The organism is Rhodobacter xanthinilyticus (assembly GCF_001856665.1).
GTDB classification, from domain to species: domain Bacteria; phylum Pseudomonadota; class Alphaproteobacteria; order Rhodobacterales; family Rhodobacteraceae; genus Rhodobacter; species Rhodobacter xanthinilyticus.
This window is the reverse complement of record NZ_CP017781.1, coordinates 111,632-138,142: the sequence shown is the minus strand read 5'-3', so window position 1 is coordinate 138,142 and position 26,511 is coordinate 111,632. Positions and strand designations below refer to the sequence as shown.

Here is a 26,511-nt window from a genome sequence, read left to right as displayed (position 1 = left end):
TAGGTATTGTAAATACTGATTTGAAAAACGGAGCGACATGAACCTCACCTCTTTTACAGACTATGGGCTCCGAATGCTGATGCGGATGGCGAGTGCGCCCGACCGGGCTTTCTCGACCGCCGATCTGGCCGAGGAGTTCAAACTGTCACGCAACCACCTGAGCAAGATCATGCAGCGGCTCGCACAAGGCGGGATCGTCGAGACCCGGCGAGGGGTGAACGGCGGCGCGGTCTTGCGGTCCAACCCCGCCGAGATCCGGCTTGGCAACGTCGTGCGGCTGCTCGAACAGGGGCAGGCGCTGGTCGAGTGTTTCGGGCCGGATGGAGGAAACTGCTTAATCGACGGGTGTTGCCGCCTGAAGGCCCGGCTTCGGCAGGCTGAGGTCAGCTTCATCGAGGATCTGAACAGATCGAGCCTCGCGGATATCGCATTGCCCGAACGGGTCGCCGCGTGACGACAAAAGGCAGACCGAGATGACCGCAATCCCGTCCGTACAGCCCGTCACGACGCAAGCCCTATCACGCCGCCGCCCGTCCTGTGCCGCAGTCAAACGCGGGTGGAGACCTCCGAAGACGACCTACAAGACCACCAACTGGCAAAGCTACAATCAGGCGGTGAGGCAGCGCGGATCACTGACCGTTTGGTTCGATCCCTCGATGCAGTGGGAAGCCATTCCGTCGGGGCGTCGGGACCGTCAGCAGGCCTATAGCGACGCGGCGATCCAGGCCTGTCTCACCCTCAAGATCCTCCTCGGGCTGCCGCTCCGCCACATCGAGCCTTGGGAACGCCACTGGTCCGAGTGACCATGGCGAGGAGGGTTCGTGGCGAGCCTGCTCGAACTGTCTGGGCTCGGCTGGTCCGTGCCGCACTTCAGCACTCTGTCACGCCGCCAGAAAATCTTGAACGTGACCATTCCGTATCGCGGCTCGAAGGGGCAGCTGCACCTGCTAGTGGACAGCACCGGCATCAAGGTGGAAGGCGAAGGCGAGTGGCACACGCTCAAGCATGGCGGCTCGAAACGGCGTGTGTGGCGCAAGGTCCACCTCGGAATCGACGAGGAAACATTGGAAATCCGGGCCGTCGAGGTCACGTCCAGCAATGTCGGCGATGTCGAGCCGGTAAGCGCCACCGGTTAGAGCGAACCGGAGAGGGATGCTGCCGGACCTGCTTGCCAAGATCCCGGCGGAGGAAGAGATCGCCACCGTCACCGCCGACGGTGCCTATGACACCCGCACCTGCCACGACGCCATCGCCGCCCGCGAGGCTGCAGCGTTCAGGCATTCCTTCGGACCGGTGGCAGTCATGCCCTCACTCCCGCCGAGACGGAGTGCCAGGCCCTGGAAGCCGGACTCGGCAGGAGCCCGCGCACGCAACGAGATCCTGCGATCATCGAAGCACTTGGGCCGGGCACTCTGGCGGAACTGGAGCGGGTACCACCGCCGCAGCAGGGTCGAAACAAAAATGAACAGCGTGAAGCTGCTCGACCAACGGTTGATGTCGCGGGACTTTGACCGCCAGGTGGCAGAGGTCCAGATACGCGCGGTGGTCCTCAACCGCTTCACGGCACTCGGCATCCCGATGACCGTGGCCGCGGGATAAGTGTATCCGGGGAAAGGGGAAGTGCGATCATCAGCTGATTTGCGCAACAGCGCCGCCGACCGGTTGCGAAACCCGGACATGACGATGGCTATCCCGCGCCTCCAGGCCACCAACAGGGTCCAGACGGCCGGTTATGCTTGTTGAGGGCGATAGACGCAATCTGCCAACGAACTGCGGTTGAGATCTGCAAGGAAGGCGGCTTCGGCGCCGGCGAGGCGCGCCTTCAGGCGGCAGTGTGGTGTCAGCGTGCAGGCCGCCCCCCCGGGTTGGAAACACTCGACCAGCGCTTGATCAGCCTCGAGGTAGGCAACAACATCGCCTAACCGGATGTCCTCGGGGCGCCGTGCGAGCGTCGCTCCGCCGCCGCCGCCCCGCCGCGTTTCCAGGTAGCCAGCGCCAGAAAGCGACGAGATCACCTTTGCAAGATGATTGCGCGACACACGGAATTCATCCGCCAGTTCCGCCGTGGTGAAGGCGCGGTCGGGGCTGCCAGCCATCCGCATGAGAACGCGCAGTCCGAAATCGGTAAAGGACGTGAGGCGCAAGAAGTCGCTCCTTGATTTGGTATTTACAGTGCGCATTTAGGGGCTATAATCAGCATATCAAATGCCGATTGCATTGGACACCCCTTGATCCCGAAAGCTCTGCCATGACCGCCCCTACCGCCGAAGCCCCCACCGAGACAGGCGCCCTGATCGATCACATCCTGTCGCGCTATCACGAGCGTCACCGCTTAGAATTGCCCGGTCTGCTGGACCTCGCCGAAAAAGTCGGCAGGGTTCATGCGACGGATCACCAATGCCCGAAAGATCTGGCACAGTCCCTGACCGCTCTTGGCCGCGAGTTGGAGGGCCATATGGCGAAGGAAGAGATGATCCTCTTTCCGGCGATGCGGGCGGGCGGGGGGGGCAGGCATCGGGCCGCCGGTTGCAGTGATGCGCGCCGAGCATGACGACCACGCCGAAGCGACCGAGCGGATCCGCAAAATGACCGGCAACCTGACACCCCCGGATCACGCTTGCGGGTCGTGGCGGGCGCCGGTTTCCGCCGCGATCTCCGGCGGGTGCCGCGTGGCCATCCGCGCCGGCTCTGACCCGTGGGCAAAACGAAAGCCTCGGTCATGAGCGCAAGCCCCGATACTTTGCCCCGCACGCCGCGCCCGGGCGTGTCAGCGATGGCCCGGCTGTCCTGCCTGATCGTGCAGCCGGTCCTGACCAGGGTGGTGCGGCGTATCGCCAAGCGGCATCCGTCGCTTTTCGCGCGGCTCGGACCGCATCAGGGGACCGATTTCGTGATCGACCCGGTGGAATTGCCCTTTGCCCTGCACCTGCGACCTGATCCGCAGGCGCTGGTGTTTCGGGCCGTCCCGCGCGGTGCGACGCCTGAGGCGGGCGCCACAATTCGCGGTAAGTTCATGTTGCTTCTGGAGTTGGTCGACTCTGAAGAGGATGGCGATGCCGCGTTCTTCTCCCGTGATCTTGAGGTCACAGGCGACACCGAAGCCGTCGTGCGGCTTCGCAATGCCCTCGACGATGTCGATGGGTCCATCGCCGAGGAAACCGCCGAGATGTTCGGCCCGCCCGGCCGCGCCATTCTGGCAAGACTGCGCCGCGCCTATCCAACGTGAAGAAAGGACCTCTCGCCCCATGAGTCTCGCCGAACTGATCTGCCCGGCCGGCACGCCCGCCGCCCTGCGCACCGCCGTCGATGCCGGCGCCGATGCAGTGTATTGCGGCTTTCAGGATGCCACCAACGCGCGCAACTTCCCCGGATTGAATTTCACGCCGGAGGAACTGGCGGCATCGGTCGCCTATGCCCATGACAAGGGCACCAAGGTGTTGCTGGCATTGAATACCTATCCGCCTGCGGGCAAGGTCGATCTGTGGCGGCAGGCCGCCGATACAGGCGCGCGGCTGGGGGTCGATGCCTTCATCGTCGCGGATATGGGCGTGGCCGATTACATCGCGCGCACCCATCCGGGCGTCCGTCTGCACCTCTCGGTTCAGGCTGCCGCCTCCAGTCCCGAGGCGATCCGGTATTATTGCGAGAATTTCGCGGTGAAGCGCGTCGTGCTGCCGCGGATCCTGACGATCCCCGAGATCCGCGAGATCCGCAAGGAAATCCCCTGCGAGATCGAGACCTTTATCTTCGGCAATCACGGGCTGATGGTCGAGGGCCGGTGCAGTCTGACCAACTACCTCACGGGGCAATCGACCAACATGGATGGGGTGTGCTCACCCGCCTCGGATGTCGAATACCGGCGCCACGAGGACGGATCGATGTCCTCGCAGCTTGCTGGGTTCACCATCGACTGTTTCGGGCCCGACGAAAAGGCGGGCTACCCGACGATCTGCAAGGGGCGCTACACCGCGCCACACCGCTCTGAGGGATATTATGCCTTTGAGGAGCCGATCAGCCTGAACCTGTCCCGGCTGCTTCCCGATCTGATCGACGCCGGCGTTCACGCCTTCAAGATCGAAGGGCGCCAGCGCTCCAAGAGCTATGTGCGGGGCGTGGTGTCGGCCTTCCGGCAGGCCGTTGACGACATCCGCGCCGGTCGGCAGGCGAATATCGCCGATCTGGTTGCCCTGACCGAAGGGCAGAAGCAGACCCAGGGCGCGTTCGAGACGAAGAAATGGCGGTGAGTGACATGACGAAATTGACCCTTGGCCCGATCGCCTATCACTGGTCCACCGAGGCGCGGCGCGCGTTCTACGCGCGCATTGCCGACGAGGCGCCGATCGACGAGGTCTATCTGGGGGAGGTGATCTGCTCCAAGCGCGCACCGTTTCACGAAGCCGATCTACCCGCGATCATCGAACGGCTGCAACGGGGCGGCAAGACGGTGATCCTGTCGTCGCTGGCCGAGGTGATGCTGAAGCGCGAACGCAAGGCCACGGCCGACCTCGCCGCAATGGACACCCCCGAGATCGAGATCAACAACGCGGCGGGTCTGTTTGCCCGGGGCCAGCGCCCGCATCGCGTCGGTCCGTTCATGAATGCCTACAACGAGGCGACGATCGCCTGGATGGCGGGGCAGGGGGCCACGCATGTCTGTCTGCCCGCGGAGTTGCCCGCGCCCTCGATCGCCGTTGCGGCGGAGGCCGCGCGTGCGCTTGGCCTTGGGGTCGAGGTGCAGGTCTTCGGCAGGGCTTCGCTCGCGGTCTCGGCGCGATGCTATCACGCGCGTGCCCATGGTCGGACCAAGGACAATTGCCAGTTCGTTTGCGAGGACGATCCCGACGGCATGCCGCTGCGCACCACCGATGACCGCCCGATTCTGCGCGTCAACGGCATTCAGACCCAGTCGGAAAGCTACATCGACCTGCTGCCCGAAGCCGCTCAGATGATCACACAGGGAGTCACCCATCTGCGGCTGATGCCTCAGGCGGTGGACATGGTTGCGGTGGCGGCGCTGTTTCGGGATGTTCTGGACGGCACCCGCGCGCCGGGAGCCGCGGAAACCATTCTGCGCGAGCTGTGCGACGGAGTTTCGTTTTCCAACGGCTTCTTCTATGGCCAGGCAGGGTATCGGCGCATTGCCGCCGCGGCCCCGGCCTGATCACCGCAAGACCCGTCATCAGCCCCCTCAGCCCGCACCCGGGGCTGCAGCGGGCAGGGGGGGCAGGTCACCCTTGCCTGGCTAAGGGGCGCAGCCCTCAGGCGGCCGTCGTGCGCGCCTCCAGATGCGTCCTCAGCCAGGCGTCCAGCGCCGGAAACTCGGGTGGCAAAGCGAAAGCGAACTCACCCGCAAACTCCAAGAAAGCCTCTTTGTTCAACGCATTGAGGCCGACCAGGATCGGGATGTCCGCAGCAAGTGCGGTCGCGATAATCGGACGGAAACCGCGCCCTTCGGCTTCGTGCTTGCCGAACTTGTTCACGATCAGGCAATCGGCCCCCTTGGCGAGCTCGGCTTCCACAAGGCCCACCGCTGTTTCAAGCGCCGCCGGGTCGAGACGGCATCCCCTAGAGGCCGCGCCCAGAGACTGCGAGATGCGGATCGTCACGCCCTCGGGTAGCACCTTGACGTCCATGTCGCAGGGACCGGCGCTTTCGCGCTCGGCATTGATTTGAACCGTCCCGACCGGGCGGTAGCCCTGTTGGATCAGGGAAGACGCCAGACGATGCAGCATCAGATTCGTATCGCCGCGCCCAGGTGCCATCGTATATCCGATCTTCATTGCGTCCTCATGCTCGGTTAAAGGGCTGGAATTCCAGCAATGCGCCTTCGGGCAGCCGGTCTGTTTCAGCCGGAATGAATATCAAACCATCCGCGCCGGGCAGGTCCGCGACATGCGCGGAATTGACGGTGTTTCCAAAGTCCACGATCTCACGCCCTTCCGAATCGAACCCCATGAGGCGTGCAGGGCGCACTTCACATCGCCCGGGTTTGCGGAAGATAGGCTTGCCTGCGACGACATGACGACGCCTCTGCACCGCGATCTGCCGCCCCGAAAGGATATCCAGCAGGGGCAATCCGAAGACATGCCAGATGACCAATGCCGACAGTGGATTGCCCGGGAGGCCAAGCCAACTTGCCGTCCCGATCTGTCCGAAACTGACGGGTTTGCCCGGCTTGATGGCAACACCGCTGAAGTGAGCCGTCGCTTCCAGCCCGTCGAGCACCGGTTTGACGTGATCTTCCTCTCCCACAGAGATGCCGCCCGTCGTGACGATCAGATCCGCGGTCTTGGCCATGTCGGCAAGGGCCCGGCGCAGATGGGTGCGGTCGTCCGCGCCCTGCATGACATCGATGAAATGGATGTCCGGCCGTGACAGCTCGGACGAAAGCATCGGCGAGTTGATGTCCCAAATCTCGGCCGCGCCCCGGTTCGCCCCGGCTGGCCGGACTTCGCTGCCCGTGACGAGTAGGGCGACCCGCACCGGGCGGATCAGATGCACGCGGGCGGCACCCGCAGCGGCACATGCCGCGATTTCACGAGGGCCAAGCCTTGATCCCGCCTCCAGAACGGTCTGGCCGGGACGCATGTCACCGCCGGCACGGCGAATGTTCAGGCCGGGTTGGGGACGTCGGTTGAGGATCACCAGATTGCCGTCGCGCGCGACGTGCTCCTGGGGCACCACGGCATCCGCTCCGAGTGGAACTGGCGCGCCGGTGAAGATCTGTGCGGCGGTCCCACCGGTCACTCGCCCGGTGCAATCTGCACCGGCTGGAATACGCTGTGTGACAGGCAATCTCCAAGGACCCTCACCCCATAGGGCGGCACTGTCGACTGCATAACCGTCCATTGCGGAACTGTCGAACGGCGGGGTCATCGTGGCCGCCAATACGGGGTCTGCAAGGACGCGCCCGGTCGCCAAGGATAGCGCTTCTGTCTCTGTGCCGGTGATGGGGTGCGCATGCTCTCCAAGCCGCCGCAAGGCTTCGTCCATCTAAATCAGCGGCGATGCGCCGTTGGAGATTTCACATCCACAACGCCCATTCTCGAATTCCTGGATCGCCTTCATGGCCTTGTCCTTTCGACGAAGTGGCCCGGCCCAGTGGAGCAATCGAGGTCCCGCAACCTGCCATCCTTCAAGCCGTAGATCAGTCCGTGCACGCGCACATCCGCACCGCGGGACCATGCATTTTGCAAAATCGGGGTCTCGGACACCCGTTTTACGCCTTCGACGACGTTCAGCTCGGCCAACTTGTCGCGGCGCGTTTCATCGCTGCTGCAGGCCGCGAGGTCCACGGCGAAAGCGCGTGCAAGGCGCCGGATTGGCTCGAGCCAGTGATCGGACAACCCGTGCGGCAGGTCTTCGGTTGCGGCCTTGACCCCGCCGCAGCCGTAGTGTCCGCAGACGATTATTTCTTGCACCTTCAACGTCTCGACGGCGAATTCCAGAGCAGACAGGAGGTTGAGATCCGCAGAATGCACCACATTCGCAATGTTGCGGTGCACGAAGACCTCCCCGGGATCGAGGCCCGCAACGACATTGGCCGGGACGCGGCTGTCCGAGCAACCAATCCAGAAGAATTCCGGAGCCTGCAACGCGGCAAGGCGCGCAAAATAGCCGGGATCGGCCTCATTGCGCGCCGCTGCCCATGCGATGTTTCGTGCAAGCAACGTTTCCAGCATGGGATTACACTTGCATATCCTCGATCCGCCGCCGGATCATGGCGCTCCTCAGCCGGACAATATCATCACCGGTCAGCCTTGCTTTCGCGATCGGCAAGACGATCGCGTTCTCCACGATGAGATGGCGGCGCAGGCGATCGGCGAAGTCGCGCAGCGCGGTGGCCTCGTCGTCTTTGGCAGCTCGCTTATCATCGTGCATCTCCGTGAGCACGGTCCGCAGGCGCGGGCACAGCTCGCTCAGCGTTTGATGCTCGGCCTTCAGCCGCTCGAGCGTTGGCCCGATGTCGTCTTCCGGGGCGCACCGGACCAGCAGCATGCCCTGCAACTCGTCATCCTCGTCATGGATCAAGAGCCCGATCTCGTGATCGAGGAAGCGCAGCAGCCGCGCGATTTCGACGGGGTCCGGCAGCGAGCTGTGCGAAATCCGCTCCATCAACTCGCAGACCGCACGCATATGCATGTGATCTTCGTGGATGAATTCGAGAGGATCCTGGAGCAGGTCCAGATCGGTCGGGTCCTGTTCGCTATCGCCGCGTCGGGTATTGGACAGACGGTTCTTCATGATTTCTCTCCTGGGGCGCGGCGTCCAAGCTCGGCTCCGGATATCTGGGCAGAGGCGACGAGCCGATCCGCGAATGCCCGGGCGTTGCGCGCCCAAGCCGCTTTTTCCATGGCCTCAGCAATCTTCGATCGCACGGTTCCAAAGGGGAGCACCGCCCCCTCGGCGATGGCGTCCATGCGGATCACGTGCCAACCGTGCCGTGTGAGGACTGGCTTCGAACTGATTTCACCTTCCTTCATCTTGCGCAGAGCCGCTTCGAACTCGGGCACGGTGTCCCCCGGTCCGAGTTGTCCGAGCGTGCCACCCGACGATTTCGATCCGCAGTCGCTGTGCGCCGATGCCAGCCGCGCGAAACGTCCGGGGTCTTCTGCCACACGGGCGAGAAGACCTGCCGCCCGCGCCCGGGCCGCCACGCGTTCGTTCTCGTTTCGGGGATCACAGGCGCAGAGGATATGGGAAACCTCCCAGAGCGGCGGGGAACGAAACCGCCCGGGGTCGCGCGCCCATTCCCTGCGGATGTCGTCCTCGGTTGGCGCGGATACCTCGACCTCGGCGTCGAGAAGGCCCCGGATGAGGGCCTCTTCCCCGGTTTCAAAGCGTCCCGGCCCGACCTCGGCCGGTTCCGCCCGTATCCCGCGCTGCCGGGCCTCCTGCAGGAGAAGCGTGCGCATGGCGACCGCATTCGCCGCCTGGCGCCAGGCAATGCCGGGTTTCCCGGAGGGCGCCGGATGGTTCTGCGCTTCGTTGGCCACCACCGAATGGGGGACGAGCTCGCCATTGACGACAAGATCGGGATAGAGCTGTGCGTTCATTGCGCTTACTCCGCCGGATGGCGCGGCGCCTGACGGCGTGAGCGCACGATCTGATAGCCGGTGCGGGTCAGCAGATACCGCACGGGCGCCGCAAACCCCGAGAGAATGTGCACCAGCCGGGTGAAGGGGAAGACGAGGAAGATCGTCAGCCCCAGAACGATGTGCAGCTTGTAGATCAGCGGCTCATCCGCGATATGCGCGGCATTGCCGCTCTGGAAGGTGAAGACACCCTGAGCCCAGTTCATGAAGTTGATCACGCTGCCATGTTCGGCGGTGGCGATGGAATAGGGGACGCTGATCAGGCCAAGGGCGAGCTGCGCCACCAGCATCAGCAAGATCGTGATGTCCCAGAAGCTGGAGGTGTCGCGGATCCGCGGCTCCGTCAGCCGACGGTGCGCCAGCATCAGCGCGCCGATGATCGCGACGATACCGGCAATGCCGCCAGCGATTGCAGCCAGCAATTGCTTGGCTTCGGCGTGAATGCCGATCGCCTCGTAGACCTGGTGCGGGACCAGGAGGCCGAAGAAGTGTCCGAAGAAAATGAACAGGACGCCGATATGAAACAGGATAGACCCGACCATCAGTTGCTTGCGCCGCAGCAACTGACTGGACGAGGATTTCCAGGTGAACGGGTCCCGGTCATATCGGGCGATCGAGCCGACGATCATGATCGAGAGGGCGATATAGGGATATATGCCAAAGAAGAAATCGTTCATTTCAGCCTCCGTTACTCGGCCGTCGCGCGCGGCGCGGGATTGATCGGAACATCCATCTGCGCGAGCATGTCGCGGACTTGCGGGCATCCTCCATTCGGGTCGGGACCGAAACGCACCTCGCTTTCCTCCCAGACCTTATCGAGTGCTTCGAGGTCGTCGGCGTCGATGTCGGGCTGATCCAGAAGCTCGGCAACCGCGGCCTGATCCGGCGCACCGCCAGAACGCTGGAAAAGAGCGGCGAACACGACGGCATAAGGGCTTTCGCGCCGGACAAGCCGGGCGGTCAGGGCCTCGAATATATGCGCCGCGTCCGCCAAAGTTTCCTGTGCTTCGACAAAGGGACGCGTCGACAGGAATTCCAGCAACACCGGCAGGTGATCAGGCAGTTCCGTGGTGGCCGGTTCATACCCGCCGTCACGATAGGCTTCCAGCAGCGAGACCATCGCGCCACCCCGGTCACGGCTTTCGCCGTGGACATGTTCGAACAGGTTCAGGGACAAGGCGCGCGAGCGGTCAAACAGCATCACATACTGCTCTTGCAGCTCATAGAGGTCGCGTGTCGCCAACTGGCTCGTGAGCGGGCGCAGCGCGCGCCGCGCCGCGGCGGTCAGACGCGACTCCGAGGCGAGAACGCCGCTGATTTCGGGCATTGCCTGTTGCAGTTCCCGCGTCGGATAGCTCAGGATCAGGGACATGGCCTTGAGCGTGCGGTCTTGAGGCGACAATGACATCAGCGCACCTCCTGCGGCATCTTGAGCGGCTTCTTGGAGCCACCGAACAGCGACGCCTTGGAGATGCCGGTGGAGCATCCGTTGCTATCGGTGAAGCCGCAGCCGCCCCGCAGATCATAGGCTTCCTCGACCTGTTCACGATGCGTAGTGGGAATGACGAATCGGTCCTCGTAATCGGCCAGCGCCATGATGCGATACATGTCCTCGATGACTTGGCCCGAGAGCCCGACGCGTGCGGCGACGGCCTCGTCGATCACACCATCGACACTCTTGGCTCGCATGTAGGCGCGCATGGCCAGCATGCGCTCCAGGGCGCGGGCGATCGGCTTTTCGTCGCCTGCCGTCAGCATGTTGGCGAGATAGCGCAGCGGGATGCGCAGGTTCTTCACGTCCGGCATGGCGCCATCCATCCCGATGGCCCCCGCCTCGGCGGCGTTCTGGATCGGAGAGAGCGGGGGGATGTACCACACCATCGGAAGCGTCCGGTATTCGGGGTGCAACGGGAAGGCGACCTTCCACTCCATCGCCATCTTCCAGATCGGGCTTTCCTGGGCGGCCTTGATCCAGTCTTGCGGAATGCCCTGCTTTTGCGCCTCGGCGATGACGGCAGGGTCTTTGGGGTCAAGGAACACGCCGAGCTGCGCGTCATAGAGATCCATCTTGTCGGCCGCGTTCGCCGCCTCGACGATCTTGTCGGCGTCATAGAGCATCACGCCGAGATATCGGATGCGCCCCACGCAGGTTTCCGAACATACCGTCGGGTTGCCGCTTTCGATCCGGGGATAGCACAGCGTGCATTTCTCGGATTTTCCGGTCGACCAGTTGTAGTAGACCTTCTTGTAGGGGCAGTGACCTGCCCCCCGGAAGTTCCCTCGCTGTGATGTAGAGTCTGCCCAACCTGAGAAGGAGCAGACGACATGAGGAAAAGCCGGTTCACCGAGGCGCAGATTATCGGGATGATCAAGGAGCAGGAGGCGGGTTTGCCGACTTCCGAGCTTTGCCGGAAGCACGGGTTGAGCCCCGCGACGTTCTACAAGCTCAAGGCGAAGTATGGCGGGATGGACCTGTCGGACGCCAAGCGGCTGAAGCAGCTCGAGGACGAGAACGCGAAGCTGAAGCGCCTTCTGGCGGATGCGATGCTGGACAACGTGGTTCTGAAGGATCTCTTGGGAAAGCCCTGACGACACCGGTGCAACGGCGGGACGCGGTGCTGCGGGCGATGAGGGATCATCCGATCTCTCAACGCCGGGCCTGCGTCCTGATCGGTGTCGATCCGAAGACGGTGCGGCGTGACAGGCCGCCCGATAACCCGGAAATCCGTGAGGCGATGCACAAGATCGTCGAGAAGCGCCGTCGCTTCGGCTACCGGCGCGTGGGTATCCTGCTGGAGCGCAAGGGCATGATCATGAACGAAAAGAAGCTCTACCGCATCTACCGGGAAGAGGGCCTGTCGGTGCGTCGACGCCGTGGCCGCAAACGGGCGCGCGGCAGCCGAACGCCGATGCCGGTGCCATTGCGCCCGAACCAGCGGTGGTCTTTGGACTTCCTATCCGACACGTTCGGGGCCTGCCGCAAGTTCCGCATCCTGGCCGTCAACGACGATCGCTGCCGCGAGAACCTTGCCCTGATTGCCGACACCAGCATCTCGGGGGCCAGAGTGGCGCGGGAACTCGATGCGCTGGTCAGGATTTACGGCAAACCCGCTTGCATCGTTTCTGACAATGGCACCGAGTTCACCAGCAAGGCCATCCTGAAATGGGCTAACGAGAACGGCGTCGAATGGCACTACATCGATCCGGGCAAGCCGCAGCAGAACGGATTCATCGAGAGCTTCAACGGCAGCCTGCGCGACGAATGCCTGAACGAGGAGATCTTCGACAGCCTGGCCGATGCCCGCCGCAAGCTGGCACTCTGGCGCTACGACTACAACAACGTCAGGCCGCATTCCTCGCTGGCCAACAAGACCCCGGCAGAAGCGCGCCGGGCGCTTGAGCAATCTGAGGGCTCCGCGCCCGGCGCGCTTGCCACACCCGAAACCAACCAATATCATCCCCAAGGACTCTCGTCATGAACGAGGGACGACCGGGGGGCAGGTCACACGGGATCGAAGCGTATCGGTAGCTCCGCCGCACCTGAGAGCATCAGGAGCCACAGCGTCATCGCACTCGCAGCCCATAGTCCGGCCCCGAGAAAGAAGGGGCGAAACCCAAAGGTCAGGAGGGCTGGACCGTTCCAGGTCCGCATCTGTTCCGAGCTTGTCGTCATGTCAGGTCTCGTTCCGTCTGTGCTTCGGCCTCGGTCAAGATCAGGTCGAGGCGGATATCATGGGATGGTGGATGGATCGCGATAAGTCGCGCCGCCTGAAGCTCACCCCCGACATCGAAAGGTCTCGGCCTGGGAGCCGCAAGCGTCCGGTCGAAGGAGCCCTCCGTCATAGCCGAGGCGATCGCCGTCCGCCCTCCAGCCGGCGAGGAGGGGCAAGCACGAGGTCGGGCGTGACGGCGAGGGCGTCCGGGGGATATTCCAGCAGCTGCGTATCATGCGGATTTTGGGCGCCCAGCGGCGAACGGTAAGGGGGGGCGCCCTGGTTTGGGAAGATGCGGCGGAGGGCATGGGATTCTCACGAGCTTGAACTTGAGTCTCATGCTATCTTCGATGAAATGGTATTTCAAATACCAATTTTGTGAATGCGAGACGGGCCGTTGTTGTGCCAATCAACGTACGGGCTGACGGTCTCCTTTCCCGTCTCCCTTCAGACAATAGCCTCAATCTTGGCGCGGCCGAGGGCCGGGAAGCAGTTCATCACTGAGCGGCAGGCGCCACCGGTTCGACCACAGCCGCGAAGGATGCGGATCTGGATTTCGGCGGCCTGGCGGTCAGGGCCTCGCGACATGATCCGCTCGCCAAAGAGCTTCAGGCGCTTCATCTGAGCCTCGCCCCGATTTCGGACGCGATAGTCAGTCCATCGATTCCAGGGCGCTCTTCCAAGGCGTCGCGTCGCGTGCAAGATCTCGTTCTAGGCTGAGGCTGTGGGGCAACCCTCTTTCCAGCTGCGCCCGTTCCGGCGGATCGGCATGAGAGTCTCGGTCCATGATCGCACCATGGCATCGTCGCGTGTCATGGGCGCCGTCCGCGATGAGGGTGGCGATCGCCGCATCTCGGGAATTTACTCTAGCACCGCGAGCAGGAAAGGGCTGCCTCCGTGACGGCTCGAGGTGGAGTCGACTGCGCGTATGTTGCCGGTTTTCGTGTCCAAGGCGATGTGGACCTTCCTCCGTTGCCTACGTCGCGACGGCCCGTGTTTGCGAGCCAGCCATTCGCTATCCGCGCAGAACATGACGCTGGGAATCGGGGGGGCGCATCCTGGCGTGTTGCCTGGACCACGCGTTTCACCGCGCCCCAAGCCTCCCGGGTTGGCTGCCGCGTGCCTTACTCCGTGCTCAGGCGCCCATCGCGCAGATGGATCAGCCGATCGAAGCGGTCGAAGATTTTCTCGTCATGGGTCACGGTGAGAATGCAGGCCTCCTGCTCGACGGCGAGCTTGCGCAGCAAATCCATCACGAGTTGCGCCCTTACGGAATCGAGGGCCGCCGTCGGCTCGTCGGCAAGAATGATCCGCGGCCGGTTCGCCAATGCGCGCGCAATCGCAACGCGCTGCGCTTCGCCGCCCGACAGATGGGCAGGCTTGACCCGCGCCCGATGCCCCACCTCGAGATACTCCAGCAAGTCGCGCGCGCGGGCTTTCGACGCAGCCGGCGTCGATCCCGCCAGATCGAGCACCAGCGCGACATTCTCCTCGGCGGTGAGGAAGGGAAGCAGGTTGTGCGCCTGAAAGATGAAGCCGATCTTGTCCAGACGCAGGCGCCGCAGGTTGCCGCGCAGCCACCGGCCGTCGAACACTGTTTCGCCATCGAGCACAAGCCGGCCGGCCGAGGGATCGACGATGCAGCCGATGATATTGAGCAGCGTGGTCTTGCCCGAGCCCGAGGGGCCGAGCATCGCCACCACCTCGCCCGCACGGATCTGCAAATCGACCGCGCGCAGGGCATCGACGCGGGCTTCGCCCTCGCCGTAATGCTTGGCCACACCCGACACCTCGACGAGAAGATCACCGATCGCCATCTCAGCCTCCGAGCGCGGTCGCCGGATCGACCTTGAGCGCGGCGCGGATTCCCAATCCGGATGCCAGGATGCAAACGAAGATGATGATCCCGAAAAGCACCAAAGCGTTGGTTGGCTCCAGAACCACCCGACGCGGAAAATTGTCTTTCACCAGCAGGATCAGCGACAGCCCGATCGCCCACCCCGAGGCGCCCAGGATCAAGGCTTGCTGCACGATCAGACCGAGGATCGTGCGATCCGGCGCGCCGATCAGCTTGAGCGTCGCGATCTGTTTTAGCTTCTCCATCGTCATGGTATAGATGATCAGCGCGATCACCACGGCCGAGACGCTGAGCAATATCCCCAGAAACAGCCCGATCTGGCGGCGCGCGCGATCCACGACCGACGCGAGCAACAGCTCTTCTTGCTGCGCCTGGGTCAGAGCGCCCAAATGTTTCCATTGCCGGATCGTTGCCGCAACCCGCGTGACATCGGCATCCGGCTCGATCCGCGCGATGACCGCGGCCACTGTGCTGGTATCAGGCGCAGCCGCCCCGCGCGCGGCCCGGACCCTCTCGGCGGCGGGATCGAGCTCGCTTTGCAGGGCCATCGCATCGGACAAGGTCATGAAGACCGCGGGATCGCCGCCGGAATTCATCGCATTTTCCGTCAGCCCCACGACGCTGAACCGGTTGCGTCCCAGACGGATCGTATCTCCGACCGTAAGCCCCGACTTGCGATCGGCGACCAATTCGTAATGACTGCGCCCTAGGCCCCGCCCGTCGACGAGAGTGGGAGGGCCTCCGGGATGGCCGCGCTCGTAACCGATGACATATAGCCGGAGCGTCTGCGCCCCGTGCCGGGCCTCGATCGTCTGATAGGTGATCGCGCCTGCCTCGGCGATCCCCGGAAGGCGCGCAACCGCATCACGGGTCGAGGCGGGCAACGCAGAGGCCTCGGCAAAGGGCCCCTGAGTGTTCGCCTCGACGATCCAGAGATCTGCGCGCGGGGACTTCACCGCAGCAAGCGCATCCGACACCAGACCATTATAGATCCCGATCATCGCCAGCACGACGGTCATCAACAGCCCTAACCCAAAGCAGGTCAGGACAAAACGAAACAGGCTGTGCCGGATGTCCTTGAGCGCGAGCGTCATGCGCCGGCCTCGATGCGGACCTTGCGGCCCTCGACCGCGCCCTTCGGAACCGGAGAGATGACCTTCGCGCCGTCCGGCAGACCGCCTGTCACCTCCGCGCGCCCCAAATCGTCACGCGCCCCGAACTGCACCTTTGCCCGTGCGAGCGCACCATCTTGCGTGATCCAGATCGTTCCCGAGGCGCCATCGAAACCCGCGATATCGACCTCTGGCACCATCAGGGCCCGATCTCGATGACCGATGGCGACCAAGACCTCAGCCTGTTCGCCAAGATACATTTCGGCGGGGCAGTCGGAACAGGTGAGCCACACCTTGCGCTCCTCGTTGACGCGGTCACTCTCCAATCCGATACGCGCTATTTCCCCGTGAAACGCCTGCTGCGGGCGCGAGCGAAGACGGATGCTTCCCCGTTGCCCCAGCGCAAGCTGCCCCGCGCGCTCTTCGTCGATATAGGCTTGGATCCAGATCGTTTGCGGATCAATCAGGCTGAAGATCGTGTCCCCCGCCTTGACCACGGTCCCGGCCTCGGCCTTGCGCGCAATGATCAGGGCGTCATAGGGCGCGGTGAGGGCGTGCTGATCGAGAAGCGTGTGGGCCGAGCGCAAGTTCGCGTCTGCCTCGGCCAGTTGCGCGCGCAGCACCATCAGCTCGGCCTCCGCCACCGCGAGATCGGCGCGCGCGACATCGAGATCACGCTGTGCCTCCTCAGCGTTTTGCTTCGAGGCCCGGTCGGCGCGCGCCAGTTCCTGCTGGCGCGCATTGGCCGCTTCTCGCTGCGACAGAACCGCCTGAGCCCGGGGCAGAGCAGCCTCCGCCTTGGCGAGCGCCGCGCGCGCGGCGGCCACCCCGGCCCCGGCCTGGAGAACGCGAGCCTGTTGCTCCTCGGAATGCAGCACGGCCAGTTCCTGCCCGGCCGCAACACGATCCCCCGCATCGGCGGACAAGCTCTGCACCGCGCCACCGAGCTCGAAACCAACGGCGCTCAGCACACGCGCCTCGACATTTCCAAGACCATAAATCCGAAGCGTGAGGTCCGTCTGCGGCGCGAGCACCTGCACCGGCAGCGGTCTTTGGCGCATCCCCCAGAGCCCCCCCGCCAGCGCTATTGCAGCGACACCGAGGACAAACCAACTCCTACGCATCTCTCCGCGATCCTTCCTGCCGTTGCAGCAGGCGCAACTGCACATCGAGCAGCGCCAGCCCCGTTTCTTCCATGGATGTCTTGCGCTCCCCGAGGGCCCATCTGATCGCGGCACCCTGGACAAGCGAGCTCAGCAGATGGGCGATATCACGCGGCACGAGTTCGGCCGGGATCCGTCCTTGCGCCTGAGCCGCAGCGAGGTCCGCCGCAAGCATTTCGTGAAATGCGCCGAGGCGTTCCTGGAAGGCGCCGCGCAGCACCTCATTCTCGATCGTCAATTCGCGCGAGAACAGAAGCATCGGGATCGCCGGCGTGCGCGCAATCACCGCAAGCTGCGCCGCCACCAACGCCCGCACCCGCTCCAGCGGATCCGACACATCTTCGAGGGCCGCCCCCCAAGCCGTCGCGAGCGTGTCGGTGACCTGTTCGGCGACGGCTGCCCATAGCTCTGCCTTGGATGGGAAGTGCCGAAACAGCGCCGCCTGGGTCACCCCGATCCGTTCTGCAACCGCAGCTGTGGTCACCCGATCCGGGCCGATCCGGTCAGCCATCTCGAGAACGGTCGCGACGATCTCGGCCTTGCGCATGTCTGCTGATTTTCGCATCATCCGGCATCAATTAGTTAGTGATCGAACACTTACTAGCAGTCATCTCGCAGAACGTCAATCGAGTCTTCGACCTGGCTCTGAGCCTGTGGCCGCCAAGTGTCGCGCCCTACGTTCCCGCAACTCGCTAAGCCGCCTTGATCAGCCGAGAGGCGCGGCAGATCAGCGGACGGGATCCTCGCCATGGCGCCCGGGTATCGAGGTGGCAGTTGCCGGCCTTCGGGATCCGTCCCAGCCTTCCCTTGCGCCGCTCGAATGGGACCGGGGCGTCACGTCGAGCAAGGCTGCGTAATCGCGACCGCTTCTGAAGGAGCTCACGTCTGGTATCGTCACGGCGAAGGCTCTGGACGAGATCGCGCCGACCCCGGGCACCGTTGCCAGACGGCGTGCAAGCGCGTCACCGGCGTGCACCTCGCCGATCCGTGGGGCCAGGTCCTCGATCTAATCCTGCGTGCCCCGGAACTGTGCCGCCAGCCTGTCCACAACACTGGTCGCGCGGCGTCTGGCAGGTTTTAAGCAGAAGCAAGCAGGCGCTCGATGTTGAGGATCGTTGTTCTATGGACGGCTCCTTTCGGGGCGCTGTATCCAGACCCATCCGGGCACAATGCGATGCTGTGGGTCGGGCCATCCACACCATCAGTGGCGGGCTATCCCACATTATTATTGCGCGGATGGAGTGCGTGGTCGTGGCGCAGCCGTGACGCACTTGTCCCATAATGAATGCTTCATTCCATTCCAGCGAATGGAGCCCACCGTCAACCGTGGGAACAAACCTCGTGCCCTTTGGGGGCTGACCAACCTCTGGAGTTAAATGCGAGGTGTGTGTGGTTCGAAAATCGGGTTTTCCAAACGACGACAACGAGTTACATTGCTCTGCGAGCTTGGGGATCTGGCGTTCGACCAATCGCAGGTATCGTTGGTTGTACGCCCCCGCAACCAAACTGAATAGCCCCATGTTTCCTAGACACCTGCCTCGTTCAGTTTCTGCCGCCTAGTTTCGAAGTCAACGGGCGACAGCATGCCGTTGTTCGTGTGCTTGCGCTTCGGGTTGTAGAACATCTCGATGTACTCGAACACGTCCTGCCTTGCGGCTTCGCGGGTCAGGTAGGTGCGTCGTCGGATGCGTTCCCGCTTCAGGAGCTTGAAGAAGCTTTCGGCCACCGCATTGTCATGGCAGTTCCCACGGCGGCTCATGCTGGCTTCCAGATTGTGTTGGCTGAGGAACAGCTGCCATTCGCGGCTGGTGAACTGCGATCCCTGGTCGGAATGGATCATCACCTTGGCCTTGGGTTTTCGTCGCCAGACGGCCGCTAGCAGGGCCTGCAGGGCGAGGTCGGTCGTCATGCGAGGCTGGGCCGACCAGCCGACCACGCGCCGCGAGAACAGATCAATCACCACCGCCAGATACAGCCACCCCTCGTGGGTCTTGATATAAGTGATGTCCGTCACCCAGACTTTGTCGGGCGTATCCACCTCGAACTGCCGATCCAGGGTGTTGGACGCGACGACAGCGGGCTCCCCGCCATAGCGACCGGGGCGGCGCTTGTAGCCGACCTGTGCCATGATGCCTGCAATGCCAGCCAGCCGGGCGACCCGGTTCTCGGAAACCTGCTCTCCCTGATCACGTAGATCATCGGCCAGCTTGCGATAGCCATAGACCTTGCCGCTGTCGCACCAGGCCTGCCGGATCAGTTCCGTCTGGCGCGCATCGTCCTGCGCGCGGCGGCTTAACGGTTCCTTAGGCTCCAGACCCATTGCTTTCAGGCATTTTGCGTGATTCAGGGCGTTGTTGCGCAAATCTAGGGGATTCATCTCGTGAACCCAGCATGCTAGCCGGGCAGCATGAGCAGACCTCCGAAGCCGACCTACAAGACCACCAACTGGCGCAGCTACAATCAGGCGCTGAGGCGGCGCGGATCGCTGACCGTCTGGTTCGATCCCTTGATGCAATGGGAAGCGGCGCCGTCCGGGCGGCGCGGTCGCCAGCAAACCTATAGCGACGCCGCAATCCAGGCCTGTCTCACCCTCAAGGTCCTCCTGGGCTGCCGCTCCGCCAGACGACGGGGTTCGTGGCGAGCCTGCTGGAACTGTCCGGGCTGGGGTGGTCCGTGCCTGACTTCAGCACGCTGTCACGTCGTCAGAAGACCTTGGACATCAGCATCCCGTATCGCGGCTCCAAGGAGGCGCTTCACCTGCTAGTGGACAGCACCGGCATCAAGGTGGAGGGCGAAGGCGAGTGGCACACGCTCAAGCATGGCGGCTCGAAACGGCGTGTGTGGCGCAAGGTCCACCTCGGGATCGACGAGCAAACATTGGAAATCCGGGCCGTCGAGGTCACGTCCAGCAATGTCGGCGATGTCGAGCCGGTAAGCGCCACCGGTTAGAGCGAACCGGAGAGGGATGCTGCCAGATCTGCTCGCCCAGATTCCGGCGGAGGAGGAGATCGCCACGGTGACGGCCGACGGCGCCTACGACACGCGCGCCTGCCAAGATGCCATCGCCGCCCGTGACGCGGCAGCGGTCATTCCGCCGAGGCGGACCGCGATGCCATGGAAGCCGGACACTGCCGGAGCCCGGGCGCGCAACGAAATCCTGCGGGCGTCAAAGCACCTGGGCAGGGCGCTCTGGCGGAACTGGAGCGGGTACCACCGCCGCAGCCGGGTCGAAACGAAAATGAACTGCGTGAAGCAGCTCGGCCAGCGGCTGATGTCACGGGACTTCGACCGCCAAGTGGCAGAGGTCCAGATCCGCGCGGCGGTCATGAACCGCTTCACGGCTCTCGGCATCCCGATGACCGTGGCCCCAGGATAGGTGTGTCTGGGGAAAGGGGGACTGCGGTCACCAGCTGATTTGTCCAACAACGCCTCTCGGTAGGAAACGGCGTAGCGAACATGAAGAACACCGCATGCAGGATCACGGACTGGCGTCGTCTCCTTTTCGGGGGTTTTGCACAGCCCCCAGTGCGGGGTTGTGAGGACGCGCGCATTGAAACCGCGCGCAGATTTTGTCAGTAGCGAACTTCTTCAGAACCATAGTTCCCGGCGTGATCGCGCCAGTCGACGAAGACGGAGCGGTAGAAGTAGCTGCCGCATCCATTCGGGATGCTCAGGCCGGATGCGGCCGGCACCTGGCCCACGGTGGATCTTGTCCATCGGTAATCGCCCTGCACGCCGTAGGACCCCAACCGCGTGGAGTCGCCGCGATTGCAGTCACCATCTCGGTTTTCGTGCTGCCGGTACTGGATGTGATACACGCGAATGCTGCGAACGAAGTCAAAGGCGTCGCCCGAGATGTCGATGTCGGCTTGTTCATCCGCCTGGACGCGAACAAGGGGTATCGGAGTCGATACCTGCGGTTCGGGCGGATCGCGGAACGTGATGTCATAAAGGCGTTCCATAGGCGACAACGGACTTGGTTCGTTGAACGACACACCCATCGGACACCGCCAGATTTGTAAGGGTGGCTCGATCGGCCATGGTGTGATCCGCCGAATGAAGACCGCTCTGGCATGTGCGCAGGGCGCGGAGGCAGGCCAGCCGCCCGCAAGGCAGAGGAGGATCGCACAGTCCACCTGATAGGCCTGAGCCGGACCTGACGAGGCCATTAGTCCGGATATGCTTAGTGCCGTGGCTGTAGCCACGCCGTGGATCACGTGCTTCATGATGCCGACTCCATCTATAATGGCGCAGCGACACGAAACAACATTAATGATAGCAAGGAGATTTGATTGATGGTGGCATGCGATTGTTCGCTTGTGTCGCGTGATGGCTTCCAAGATCTGACGCCGGTTTGGGCTCTTGAGGCGTCTTGAAAGCGGCCAAAATTGCGGCTTCATTTCACGTTAGATGCCAAACAAACATTTGCGAAAAAAGGAAAATGTGGTGTTTCCATGCGGCCACGAAAGCGGTCACGGAAGAACAGACCGCATGAGCCCGTCAAACGGCGTGTCGCAGCGCCCATGGTCCCAGGAAGGGCAGTGTCGGAAAACGGTAGGGCTTGGTTCCACGGCTGGAATCCGGGAACGGAAGGGCGGGTGGAGCAACGATCCTGTGTAGTGGCCTATGTTGGGATCGAACATGCGCTTGAAGATTTATGTCAGTATCTGATACGATTGAGCATGGATAGGAGAGTCTGATGCCAAACGTCCACCTGACCGAACCGATGCAGAAATATGTGCAGGCACAGATCGAGTCCGGCGCCTACGCCAATCTGAGCGAAGTCGTGCGCGCCGGAGTAAGAATGCTGATGGAGAAGGATGGCGCACGGCAGTTCTATGCCCTCAAGGCCGATCTCGAGATGGCAGCCACCCTGGCCGAAAATGGGGATTTCGCCGAGTTCGATGCCCAAGCCTTCGAGCCGGATGCGTTTGATCGCTGACCCACATGACGATTCGGCTTTCCGGTCAGGCCAAGTCGGACCTTGAAGAGATACGGGCCTACACCGTCGAGACCTGGGGCAGGGACCAATGGCTCGTCTATTACCGCCAGTTGGTCACCGCCTTCGAGCGGATCACCGGGGATTCCGACGCGGGCCGGGACAGGAGTCTCTTTGTCCCGGGGATGCGGTCCGTCAATTGCCAGCGTCACGTGATCTTCTACAAGCGGCTCGATGCGGCGGATGGCGCGGCAGTCATCCTGCGCATCGTGCATCAGCGCCGCAACATGCCCGCACTCGTCTACTACGAGGATCTCGACGGCGGTTAAGCCCATGCGTTTGCTCAGTCCAATAGCTCGATCAGTGTTCCATAGTCTTCACTGACCTCGCGCGCCTCCTGAAACGCCCGTTGGCGCTCGGCATCAAGACAGCGGAAATATTCCTGAATGTCGGCAATGTAGCCCTCGAAATCAGAACGCAGCAGATCGGCATAGGCACGAATGTCTTCTCGCGACTGAGGCAAGAACGGTCGCTCGGGAGGTACGCAATCCGCAGCCGCGGCTATCGGCATGCTTCCAAGCAGGAGCGCGAACAGCAACGGTGCGTTGCGCGCAATAAACAAGCGCAGGGCAAAACTCCTTTGCCGCCTTTAAGATTATCATTCTGTCGGCTATCACCGTTATCGGAGCAAGGCGAACTTCGTCAACACGTTATTATTGTCTTGCTATCATTAATGTTGTTTTGTATCGCTCACGGTGTTGCGACCCCGTGGGCCTGATACTGCACCCAGGCAGAACAAGGACCCAAGGGAAGGCCATGATAGAAGAAGCCCCGAATGTGGTTACAGAAGACGGACTGCGCGGCTTGCTCGCCGAGGGCTACCTCATTGAGGTGGTCTGCAAGGAGAGAGCTTCGAGGCGCCATAACAGCTGGTACGGCTCGTGGGTCATCCGCGCCGTCGCCACTGATGGGCGTGACGACAAAATGCTCGTCACCAGCCGAAGCGTCCTCAAGCTCCGCGACTTCAAAACCATCGTTGGTCTTGTCAGTTTCCTGGCCGACATGGGCTGTACGACGGCGAGCATCCCACTTGAAGAAGGTGGCCGCGAACGCCACGCCGCGCCGCCTAGCAAAGGCAGCTGACCGCGCAACTGCGCTCGTCGTTGCTTTGGGTAGAGGCGTTTGTTCCGCGCCCCCGGCCCTGGCCGACGGTTTCATCTTCCAGGTCCGCTCAGACGGCCAATTGATTTCCTCTTCTCAAGAGGCAAACGGGCGCCTTTTTCTCTTCGCAAAACCTCGCGTTCCTGACGCAACGAGCGAGCCAGCGATCCCGGCTCCATCTGCCGCCCGCGCCACCCCAGAAATCCTCCATGCGATCGAGACCACGGCTCTACGGTATGCCGGGCATGGCGCGCTGCGTCGCGCGGGGCTATCCGTCACTGATTGGGCGCTCCTTTACCGGGCCAACATCGAAGTCGAGAGCGCATACAATCCCGCAGCGCGTAGCCCTGTCGGTGCCATAGGCCTTGGACAGCGTATGCCGGATACCGCACGCGACCTCGGCGTCGACCCACATGACATTGCGCAGAACCTCGACGGATCAGCCCGCTACCTGCTGATGATGCTCGACCAGTTCGGCGAGGGCTCTCTGGCCCTTGCGGCCTACAACGCTGGTCCGGAGGCGGTCACACGCCACGGCGGCATTCCCCCTTTTCGCGAAACCCAAGGGCATGTGGCCCGTGTGACTGCCGTGTTTGAGCGGCTCAGAGGAGATCTTTCATGACATCGAGACCTTCGATCGTCGCGCTCGGCGCGATGGCCCTTATCGTGCTGGCGGGTCCAGCGCTTGCACAGAGCATCGACCTTTCGCCGGTACAGACCCTGCTTCAAGGCATTGTCGATGCGATCACCGGTCCCTTGGGGATCGTGATTGGCACGCTCGCCCTGATCGGGGTGTTCCTTTCCTGGCTCTTTGGCATCCTCGACTTCCGTCAGGCGCTCTGGGTCGTGGTTGCAATCGCCGGCATCGCCGCAGCACCCACCATCGTCGCCGCCATCTGGACGACCTGAGCAAGACCGATGTCCGACCAGTCTCGCGTGTTCATCGGCCTTCTCAGGCCACCCAAGCTGATGGGCTTTGCGCGACAAGACGCTGACCCTGACGGTGCTGAAGCGACCTGAGACCGGCAGCCGCTTGCCGTTCGGACTTGGGGCGTCTCGCTCGCGACATGCGGCGGACACGACCCGCCGCTTGCGTAAGCTCGACGAGGTCGTCGGGTTCCCCCTGTCGTCCTTCGATGAGCTGAAGCCCCGCCTGCTGGCCGCCAGCACCGGCGAACTTCTGGGCTTCCTTGGCTCCCTCAACACCGGCGAGGAGCACCCGCTCTTCCCGCGGTCGCGCCTCGGCGTGATTGCTGAGGATGTCGCCAATACCCGCGTCACCTTCCGCGGCACGACTATCGCCCTTTCCGACGGCGCCGTCGGCAACAAGCTCGGCGCGATCTTCGCGGTGAAGAACTATCCCGCCAAGACCGACAGCCTGATGCTCGACGAGCCGAACCTGCCCGTCGACATGGTGGTCACCCACTCCTTCGTGGCCGTAAACCCAAACATCATGGCAGGCCGGATCAAGCGGCAATTGCGCCTGATGCAGGCCGCCAATGACGGGGCCGTCAGCCTCGCCCAGGAACTGGAACTCGCCCAAGACGATCTTGAATCCAAACGCCTGATCTTCGGCGAGCACCACATGACCGTGGCGATCTATGCCCGCACCCAGACGGCGCTTGACGACATCGCGGCCGAAATCCGCAACATCTCCGCCACCTCCGGCATCAACCTGATCTCGGAAGCCTTCGGCGCGCGGGCGCATTTCATGGCGCAGCATCCCGGCAATACCGGGGCGCGAAGCCGCAAGGCTGCCATCACGAACCACAACTTCGCCGATCTCGCTACCTTCCACCGCACGCCGTTTGGCAGGCCGGCAGGGAAGTCCCCTGGGGCGTTCCGATCACGCTTTTTCCCACACCCGAGCGCAGCGGGTTTCGCTTCAACTTCCACGAACAGGGCGCGCCGGATCGCGAGCCCACGGGAGGCCACACGCTGATCCTCGGCCGTCCCGGCTCCGGCAAATCCGTCCTGGCGGCTTTCCTGATGACGATGGCCCGCCGCGCCGGTGCGCGGGTCTTCGTATTCGACTAGGGTCAGGACTCATAACCAATAGATGACGGTTGCTGCGAGGGCGATGGCAGGGCCCCGCGTCATCGTGACGGACAAGCTGCGCAGCTACGGCGCGGCCCTGCGGCAGCTCGGGCTGAACGTGGATCACCGGGCGCACAAGGGACTGAACAATCGTATTGAGGGATCGCACAGACCCACGCGAAAGCGCGCGAAAATCCAGGGCCGTTTCAAATCGGCAAGGCAGGCGCAAAGGTTCCTCTGCGCCCACGATGAAACCGCCAATCTGTTCCGCCCTCGCCGCCACAAGATGACCGCCTCCAGATACCGTCAGAGCCTCGCCGCCGCATTCGAGCGCTGGAACGACTGTGCGAAAAGCATGGCCGCGTGACAGAAGGTAGCCCACTCCTACTTTCGATCCCGGGCAACAACTTGACGATCCCGGTATTTTGCTTGGATCCTTGGCCTCCCGCTCGCTGCCATTTTCGCAGTGATGGCCGCCATGTGGCAGGAAATCCGTGAAGACGAGCGCCTTCTGGCGCAAAAATCACCGCGCGCTTAGCCCCGCTCAGCCGCAGATGCGCACTTCGGTGCCCCACTCGCGGCAGCGTTTCTCCAGTGCGGGCGGCAAGGCCTCGTCGATGAACACCGTATCGATCTCTTCGAGCGAGGCCAGCCGCACGGGCGCGGAGCGCGCGAGCTTGCTCGAATCGGTCACGAGGAACGATTTACGCGCTTGCCGCAAGATCATCCGGCTCACGCGGATCTCGGCCAGATCGTAATCCAGCAGATCGCCTTCCTCATCGAGCGCGGAGGCACCGATCACCGCGAAATCAACTTTGAACTGGCTCATGAAATCGGCCGTCAAATCACCGACCAAGCCCCCATCAGAGCGCCGGAGCGAGCCGCCGGCCACCATGATCTCGCAGCTCTCATTGGCAAGCAAGATATTGGCCACGTTGATATTATTCGTCACCACCGTGATGTTGCGATGATGCAGGAGTTCGCGGGCCACGGCTTCGGTGGTGGTGCCGAGGTTGAGGATCAGCGACGAGTTATCGGGGATCATTTGCGCGCAGGCCCGCGCGATGGCGAGCTTCGCGCTTTCATGCATGCGCCGACGTTCCTCATAGGCGAAATTGCTCACCCCCGTGCGGATCACCGCGCCGCCATGCACACGGTCCAACAACCCCTCCTCCGCCAATTCCGATAGGTCGCGCCGGATGGTTTGCAGCGAGACTCTGAAGCGTTCGGCCAGCGTTTCCACCACCACACGCCCTTCGGTGCGCGCGATTTCAAGAATTTCGGTCTGTCGGAAGTTATGTGCCATGGAGCCCCCCTCTTTCCCTGCTGCCACAGCTTGCGCGATTTGTCACCCTTGTCTTCCGCCGCATGCGCGGAATGCGTTGCTGCGCGCGCGAAGTGGCGCGCAAAAAATCAAAACGAACAAAAACGAA

30 protein-coding genes and 7 pseudogenes are annotated in these 26,511 nt (G+C 63.0%); 16 read left to right on the top strand and 21 right to left on the bottom strand.

The features are described from left to right. The first annotated feature begins 37 nt into the window (after positions 1-37). Together LPB142_RS00705 and LPB142_RS00700 are read left to right on the top strand one after the other, a co-directional pair. Entirely contained in the window at positions 38-454 is a 417-nt protein-coding gene (locus tag LPB142_RS00705) for an RrF2 family transcriptional regulator (RefSeq protein ID WP_068768066.1), read from the top strand. A gap of 160 nt (positions 455-614) precedes the next feature. Continuing rightward, positions 615-1,599, top strand: a pseudogene (locus LPB142_RS00700) (IS5 family transposase). A 131-nt stretch (positions 1,600-1,730) separates the two neighbouring features. Here LPB142_RS00700 and LPB142_RS00695 read toward each other — a convergent pair. Beyond that, positions 1,731-2,144, bottom strand: a complete 414-nt coding sequence (locus LPB142_RS00695) for an Rrf2 family transcriptional regulator (RefSeq protein ID WP_068768065.1) — start codon at positions 2,142-2,144, stop codon at positions 1,731-1,733. 104 nt (positions 2,145-2,248) lie between these two features. On the opposite strand from LPB142_RS00695, the gene LPB142_RS18315 reads away from it, so the two are divergent. The 4 genes from LPB142_RS18315 (at position 2,249) to ubiV (ending at position 5,161) form a co-directional block, all read left to right on the top strand. Then, on the top strand, positions 2,249-2,551 hold the full coding sequence (locus LPB142_RS18315) for a hemerythrin domain-containing protein (RefSeq protein ID WP_083392559.1): 303 nt from the start codon (positions 2,249-2,251) through the stop codon (positions 2,549-2,551). A gap of 168 nt (positions 2,552-2,719) precedes the next feature. Further along, on the top strand, positions 2,720-3,226 hold the full coding sequence (ubiT, locus tag LPB142_RS00690; RefSeq protein WP_071165222.1) for a ubiquinone anaerobic biosynthesis accessory factor UbiT: 507 nt from the start codon (positions 2,720-2,722) through the stop codon (positions 3,224-3,226). Between the two features lie 19 nt (positions 3,227-3,245). Beyond that, positions 3,246-4,244 (top strand): ubiquinone anaerobic biosynthesis protein UbiU, encoded by a 999-nt coding sequence (ubiU, locus tag LPB142_RS00685; RefSeq protein WP_068768063.1) that lies wholly within the window; start codon positions 3,246-3,248, stop codon positions 4,242-4,244. A gap of 5 nt (positions 4,245-4,249) precedes the next feature. Continuing rightward, positions 4,250-5,161, top strand: a complete 912-nt coding sequence (gene ubiV, locus LPB142_RS00680; RefSeq protein WP_231879178.1) for a ubiquinone anaerobic biosynthesis protein UbiV — start codon at positions 4,250-4,252, stop codon at positions 5,159-5,161. Positions 5,162-5,258: 97 nt separating this feature from the next. Here the strand turns inward: ubiV and LPB142_RS00675 are convergent, their stop codons facing one another. From LPB142_RS00675 to LPB142_RS19500, 9 genes and pseudogenes are all read right to left on the bottom strand, one after another. Beyond that, a complete protein-coding gene (locus tag LPB142_RS00675; protein ID WP_068768061.1) occupies positions 5,259-5,780 on the bottom strand; it encodes a DUF2478 domain-containing protein in 522 nt (173 codons plus the stop codon). A 7-nt stretch (positions 5,781-5,787) separates the two neighbouring features. Further along, complete coding sequence (locus tag LPB142_RS00670; RefSeq protein ID WP_083392557.1) at positions 5,788-6,993, bottom strand: molybdopterin molybdotransferase MoeA; 1,206 nt, start codon at positions 6,991-6,993, stop codon at positions 5,788-5,790. Between the two features lie 71 nt (positions 6,994-7,064). After that, the gene (locus tag LPB142_RS00665) at positions 7,065-7,682 is read right to left on the bottom strand and encodes a carbonic anhydrase (protein WP_068768060.1); all 618 of its coding nucleotides are present in this window, start codon (positions 7,680-7,682) and stop codon (positions 7,065-7,067) included. 4 nt (positions 7,683-7,686) lie between these two features. Then, a complete protein-coding gene (locus LPB142_RS00660) occupies positions 7,687-8,244 on the bottom strand; it encodes a hemerythrin domain-containing protein (RefSeq protein WP_068768059.1) in 558 nt (185 codons plus the stop codon). Further along, complete coding sequence (locus LPB142_RS00655; RefSeq protein ID WP_068768058.1) at positions 8,241-9,056, bottom strand: peptidylprolyl isomerase; 816 nt, start codon at positions 9,054-9,056, stop codon at positions 8,241-8,243. The genes LPB142_RS00660 and LPB142_RS00655 overlap by 4 nt, the downstream gene beginning before the upstream one ends. Before the next feature lie 5 nt (positions 9,057-9,061). Continuing rightward, the gene (gene narI, locus LPB142_RS00650; protein ID WP_071165221.1) at positions 9,062-9,772 is read right to left on the bottom strand and encodes a respiratory nitrate reductase subunit gamma; all 711 of its coding nucleotides are present in this window, start codon (positions 9,770-9,772) and stop codon (positions 9,062-9,064) included. 11 nt (positions 9,773-9,783) lie between these two features. Continuing rightward, a complete protein-coding gene (gene narJ, locus LPB142_RS00645) occupies positions 9,784-10,503 on the bottom strand; it encodes a nitrate reductase molybdenum cofactor assembly chaperone (protein ID WP_068768056.1) in 720 nt (239 codons plus the stop codon). Continuing rightward, complete coding sequence (locus LPB142_RS00640; RefSeq protein ID WP_231879186.1) at positions 10,503-11,213, bottom strand: nitrate reductase subunit beta; 711 nt, start codon at positions 11,211-11,213, stop codon at positions 10,503-10,505. Before LPB142_RS00640 ends, narJ begins: the two co-directional genes overlap by 1 nt. Positions 11,214-11,273: 60 nt before the next feature. Further along, positions 11,274-11,513: pseudogene (locus tag LPB142_RS19500) on the bottom strand (4Fe-4S dicluster domain-containing protein); the annotation flags it as partial. On the opposite strand from LPB142_RS19500, the gene LPB142_RS00630 reads away from it, so the two are divergent. Then, positions 11,421-12,574 (top strand): IS3 family transposase gene (locus LPB142_RS00630; RefSeq protein WP_156894286.1). Its coding sequence is split into 2 segments (ribosomal slippage): positions 11,421-11,667 and positions 11,667-12,574, totalling 1,155 coding nucleotides; the frame shifts between segments, so codons are not numbered across the junction. The pseudogene LPB142_RS19500 and the gene LPB142_RS00630 sit on opposite strands and share 93 nt — an antisense overlap. A gap of 23 nt (positions 12,575-12,597) precedes the next feature. Here LPB142_RS00630 and LPB142_RS18890 read toward each other — a convergent pair. The 8 genes and pseudogenes from LPB142_RS18890 to LPB142_RS00605 all read right to left on the bottom strand — a co-directional run. Further along, positions 12,598-12,747 carry an NnrS family protein gene (locus tag LPB142_RS18890; RefSeq protein ID WP_231879175.1) on the bottom strand — a complete coding sequence of 50 codons (150 nt, stop codon included), beginning with the start codon at positions 12,745-12,747 and terminating at the stop codon, positions 12,598-12,600. Positions 12,748-13,255: 508 nt separating this feature from the next. Further along, positions 13,256-13,843, bottom strand: a pseudogene (locus LPB142_RS19495) (transposase); the annotation flags it as partial. Between the two features lie 89 nt (positions 13,844-13,932). Continuing rightward, on the bottom strand, positions 13,933-14,625 hold the full coding sequence (locus LPB142_RS00625) for an ABC transporter ATP-binding protein (protein WP_068768049.1): 693 nt from the start codon (positions 14,623-14,625) through the stop codon (positions 13,933-13,935). Between the two features lies 1 nt (position 14,626). Beyond that, complete coding sequence (locus tag LPB142_RS00620; protein WP_068768050.1) at positions 14,627-15,760, bottom strand: ABC transporter permease; 1,134 nt, start codon at positions 15,758-15,760, stop codon at positions 14,627-14,629. Further along, entirely contained in the window at positions 15,757-16,818 is a 1,062-nt protein-coding gene (locus LPB142_RS00615; RefSeq protein WP_232230937.1) for an efflux RND transporter periplasmic adaptor subunit, read from the bottom strand. The genes LPB142_RS00620 and LPB142_RS00615 overlap by 4 nt, the downstream gene beginning before the upstream one ends. A 76-nt stretch (positions 16,819-16,894) precedes the next feature. Further along, positions 16,895-17,488, bottom strand: a complete 594-nt coding sequence (locus LPB142_RS00610) for a TetR/AcrR family transcriptional regulator (RefSeq protein ID WP_068768052.1) — start codon at positions 17,486-17,488, stop codon at positions 16,895-16,897. A gap of 180 nt (positions 17,489-17,668) precedes the next feature. Continuing rightward, positions 17,669-17,839, bottom strand: a complete 171-nt coding sequence (locus LPB142_RS18310; protein ID WP_231879176.1) for a hypothetical protein — start codon at positions 17,837-17,839, stop codon at positions 17,669-17,671. A gap of 627 nt (positions 17,840-18,466) precedes the next feature. Next, positions 18,467-19,246, bottom strand: a pseudogene (locus LPB142_RS00605) (IS3 family transposase); the annotation flags it as partial. A 102-nt stretch (positions 19,247-19,348) separates the two neighbouring features. On the opposite strand from LPB142_RS00605, the pseudogene LPB142_RS00600 reads away from it, so the two are divergent. Next, positions 19,349-20,317: pseudogene (locus LPB142_RS00600) on the top strand (IS5 family transposase). 196 nt (positions 20,318-20,513) lie between these two features. Here LPB142_RS00600 and LPB142_RS00595 read toward each other — a convergent pair. Then, positions 20,514-21,167: a hypothetical protein gene (locus LPB142_RS00595; protein ID WP_231879173.1), complete on the bottom strand. Its 654-nt coding sequence runs from the start codon at positions 21,165-21,167 to the stop codon at positions 20,514-20,516. Positions 21,168-21,640: 473 nt separating this feature from the next. On the opposite strand from LPB142_RS00595, the gene LPB142_RS00590 reads away from it, so the two are divergent. Further along, entirely contained in the window at positions 21,641-21,883 is a 243-nt protein-coding gene (locus LPB142_RS00590; RefSeq protein ID WP_008336111.1) for a type II toxin-antitoxin system ParD family antitoxin, read from the top strand. Positions 21,884-21,888: 5 nt separating this feature from the next. Further along, complete coding sequence (locus LPB142_RS00585) at positions 21,889-22,209, top strand: type II toxin-antitoxin system RelE/ParE family toxin (RefSeq protein ID WP_068768148.1); 321 nt, start codon at positions 21,889-21,891, stop codon at positions 22,207-22,209. Positions 22,210-22,223: 14 nt separating this feature from the next. Here the strand turns inward: LPB142_RS00585 and LPB142_RS00580 are convergent, their stop codons facing one another. Then, entirely contained in the window at positions 22,224-22,451 is a 228-nt protein-coding gene (locus tag LPB142_RS00580) for a hypothetical protein (protein ID WP_068768149.1), read from the bottom strand. Between the two features lie 245 nt (positions 22,452-22,696). On the opposite strand from LPB142_RS00580, the gene LPB142_RS00575 reads away from it, so the two are divergent. The 6 genes and pseudogenes from LPB142_RS00575 to cydX all read left to right on the top strand — a co-directional run bounded on the left by LPB142_RS00575 (position 22,697) and on the right by cydX (position 25,616). Continuing rightward, positions 22,697-23,023 (top strand): hypothetical protein, encoded by a 327-nt coding sequence (locus tag LPB142_RS00575; protein ID WP_068765675.1) that lies wholly within the window; start codon positions 22,697-22,699, stop codon positions 23,021-23,023. Continuing rightward, a complete protein-coding gene (locus tag LPB142_RS00570) occupies positions 22,980-23,663 on the top strand; it encodes a lytic transglycosylase domain-containing protein (protein ID WP_071165220.1) in 684 nt (227 codons plus the stop codon). The genes LPB142_RS00575 and LPB142_RS00570 overlap by 44 nt, the downstream gene beginning before the upstream one ends. Next, positions 23,660-23,950, top strand: coding sequence for a TrbC/VirB2 family protein (locus LPB142_RS00565; protein ID WP_054540759.1), 291 nt, complete (start codon positions 23,660-23,662; stop codon positions 23,948-23,950). The genes LPB142_RS00570 and LPB142_RS00565 overlap by 4 nt, the downstream gene beginning before the upstream one ends. Before the next feature lie 67 nt (positions 23,951-24,017). After that, positions 24,018-25,075: pseudogene (locus tag LPB142_RS00560) on the top strand (VirB4 family type IV secretion/conjugal transfer ATPase); the annotation flags it as partial. A gap of 55 nt (positions 25,076-25,130) precedes the next feature. Then, a pseudogene (locus tag LPB142_RS00555) lies at positions 25,131-25,445 on the top strand (DDE-type integrase/transposase/recombinase); the annotation flags it as partial. A 66-nt stretch (positions 25,446-25,511) separates the two neighbouring features. Then, positions 25,512-25,616, top strand: a complete 105-nt coding sequence (cydX, locus tag LPB142_RS18305) for a cytochrome bd-I oxidase subunit CydX (protein ID WP_082872876.1) — start codon at positions 25,512-25,514, stop codon at positions 25,614-25,616. Between the two features lie 6 nt (positions 25,617-25,622). On the opposite strand, the gene LPB142_RS00550 is transcribed toward cydX, so the two are convergent. Beyond that, the gene (locus LPB142_RS00550; RefSeq protein ID WP_068765673.1) at positions 25,623-26,384 is read right to left on the bottom strand and encodes a DeoR/GlpR family DNA-binding transcription regulator; all 762 of its coding nucleotides are present in this window, start codon (positions 26,382-26,384) and stop codon (positions 25,623-25,625) included. Positions 26,385-26,511 lie beyond the last annotated feature (127 nt).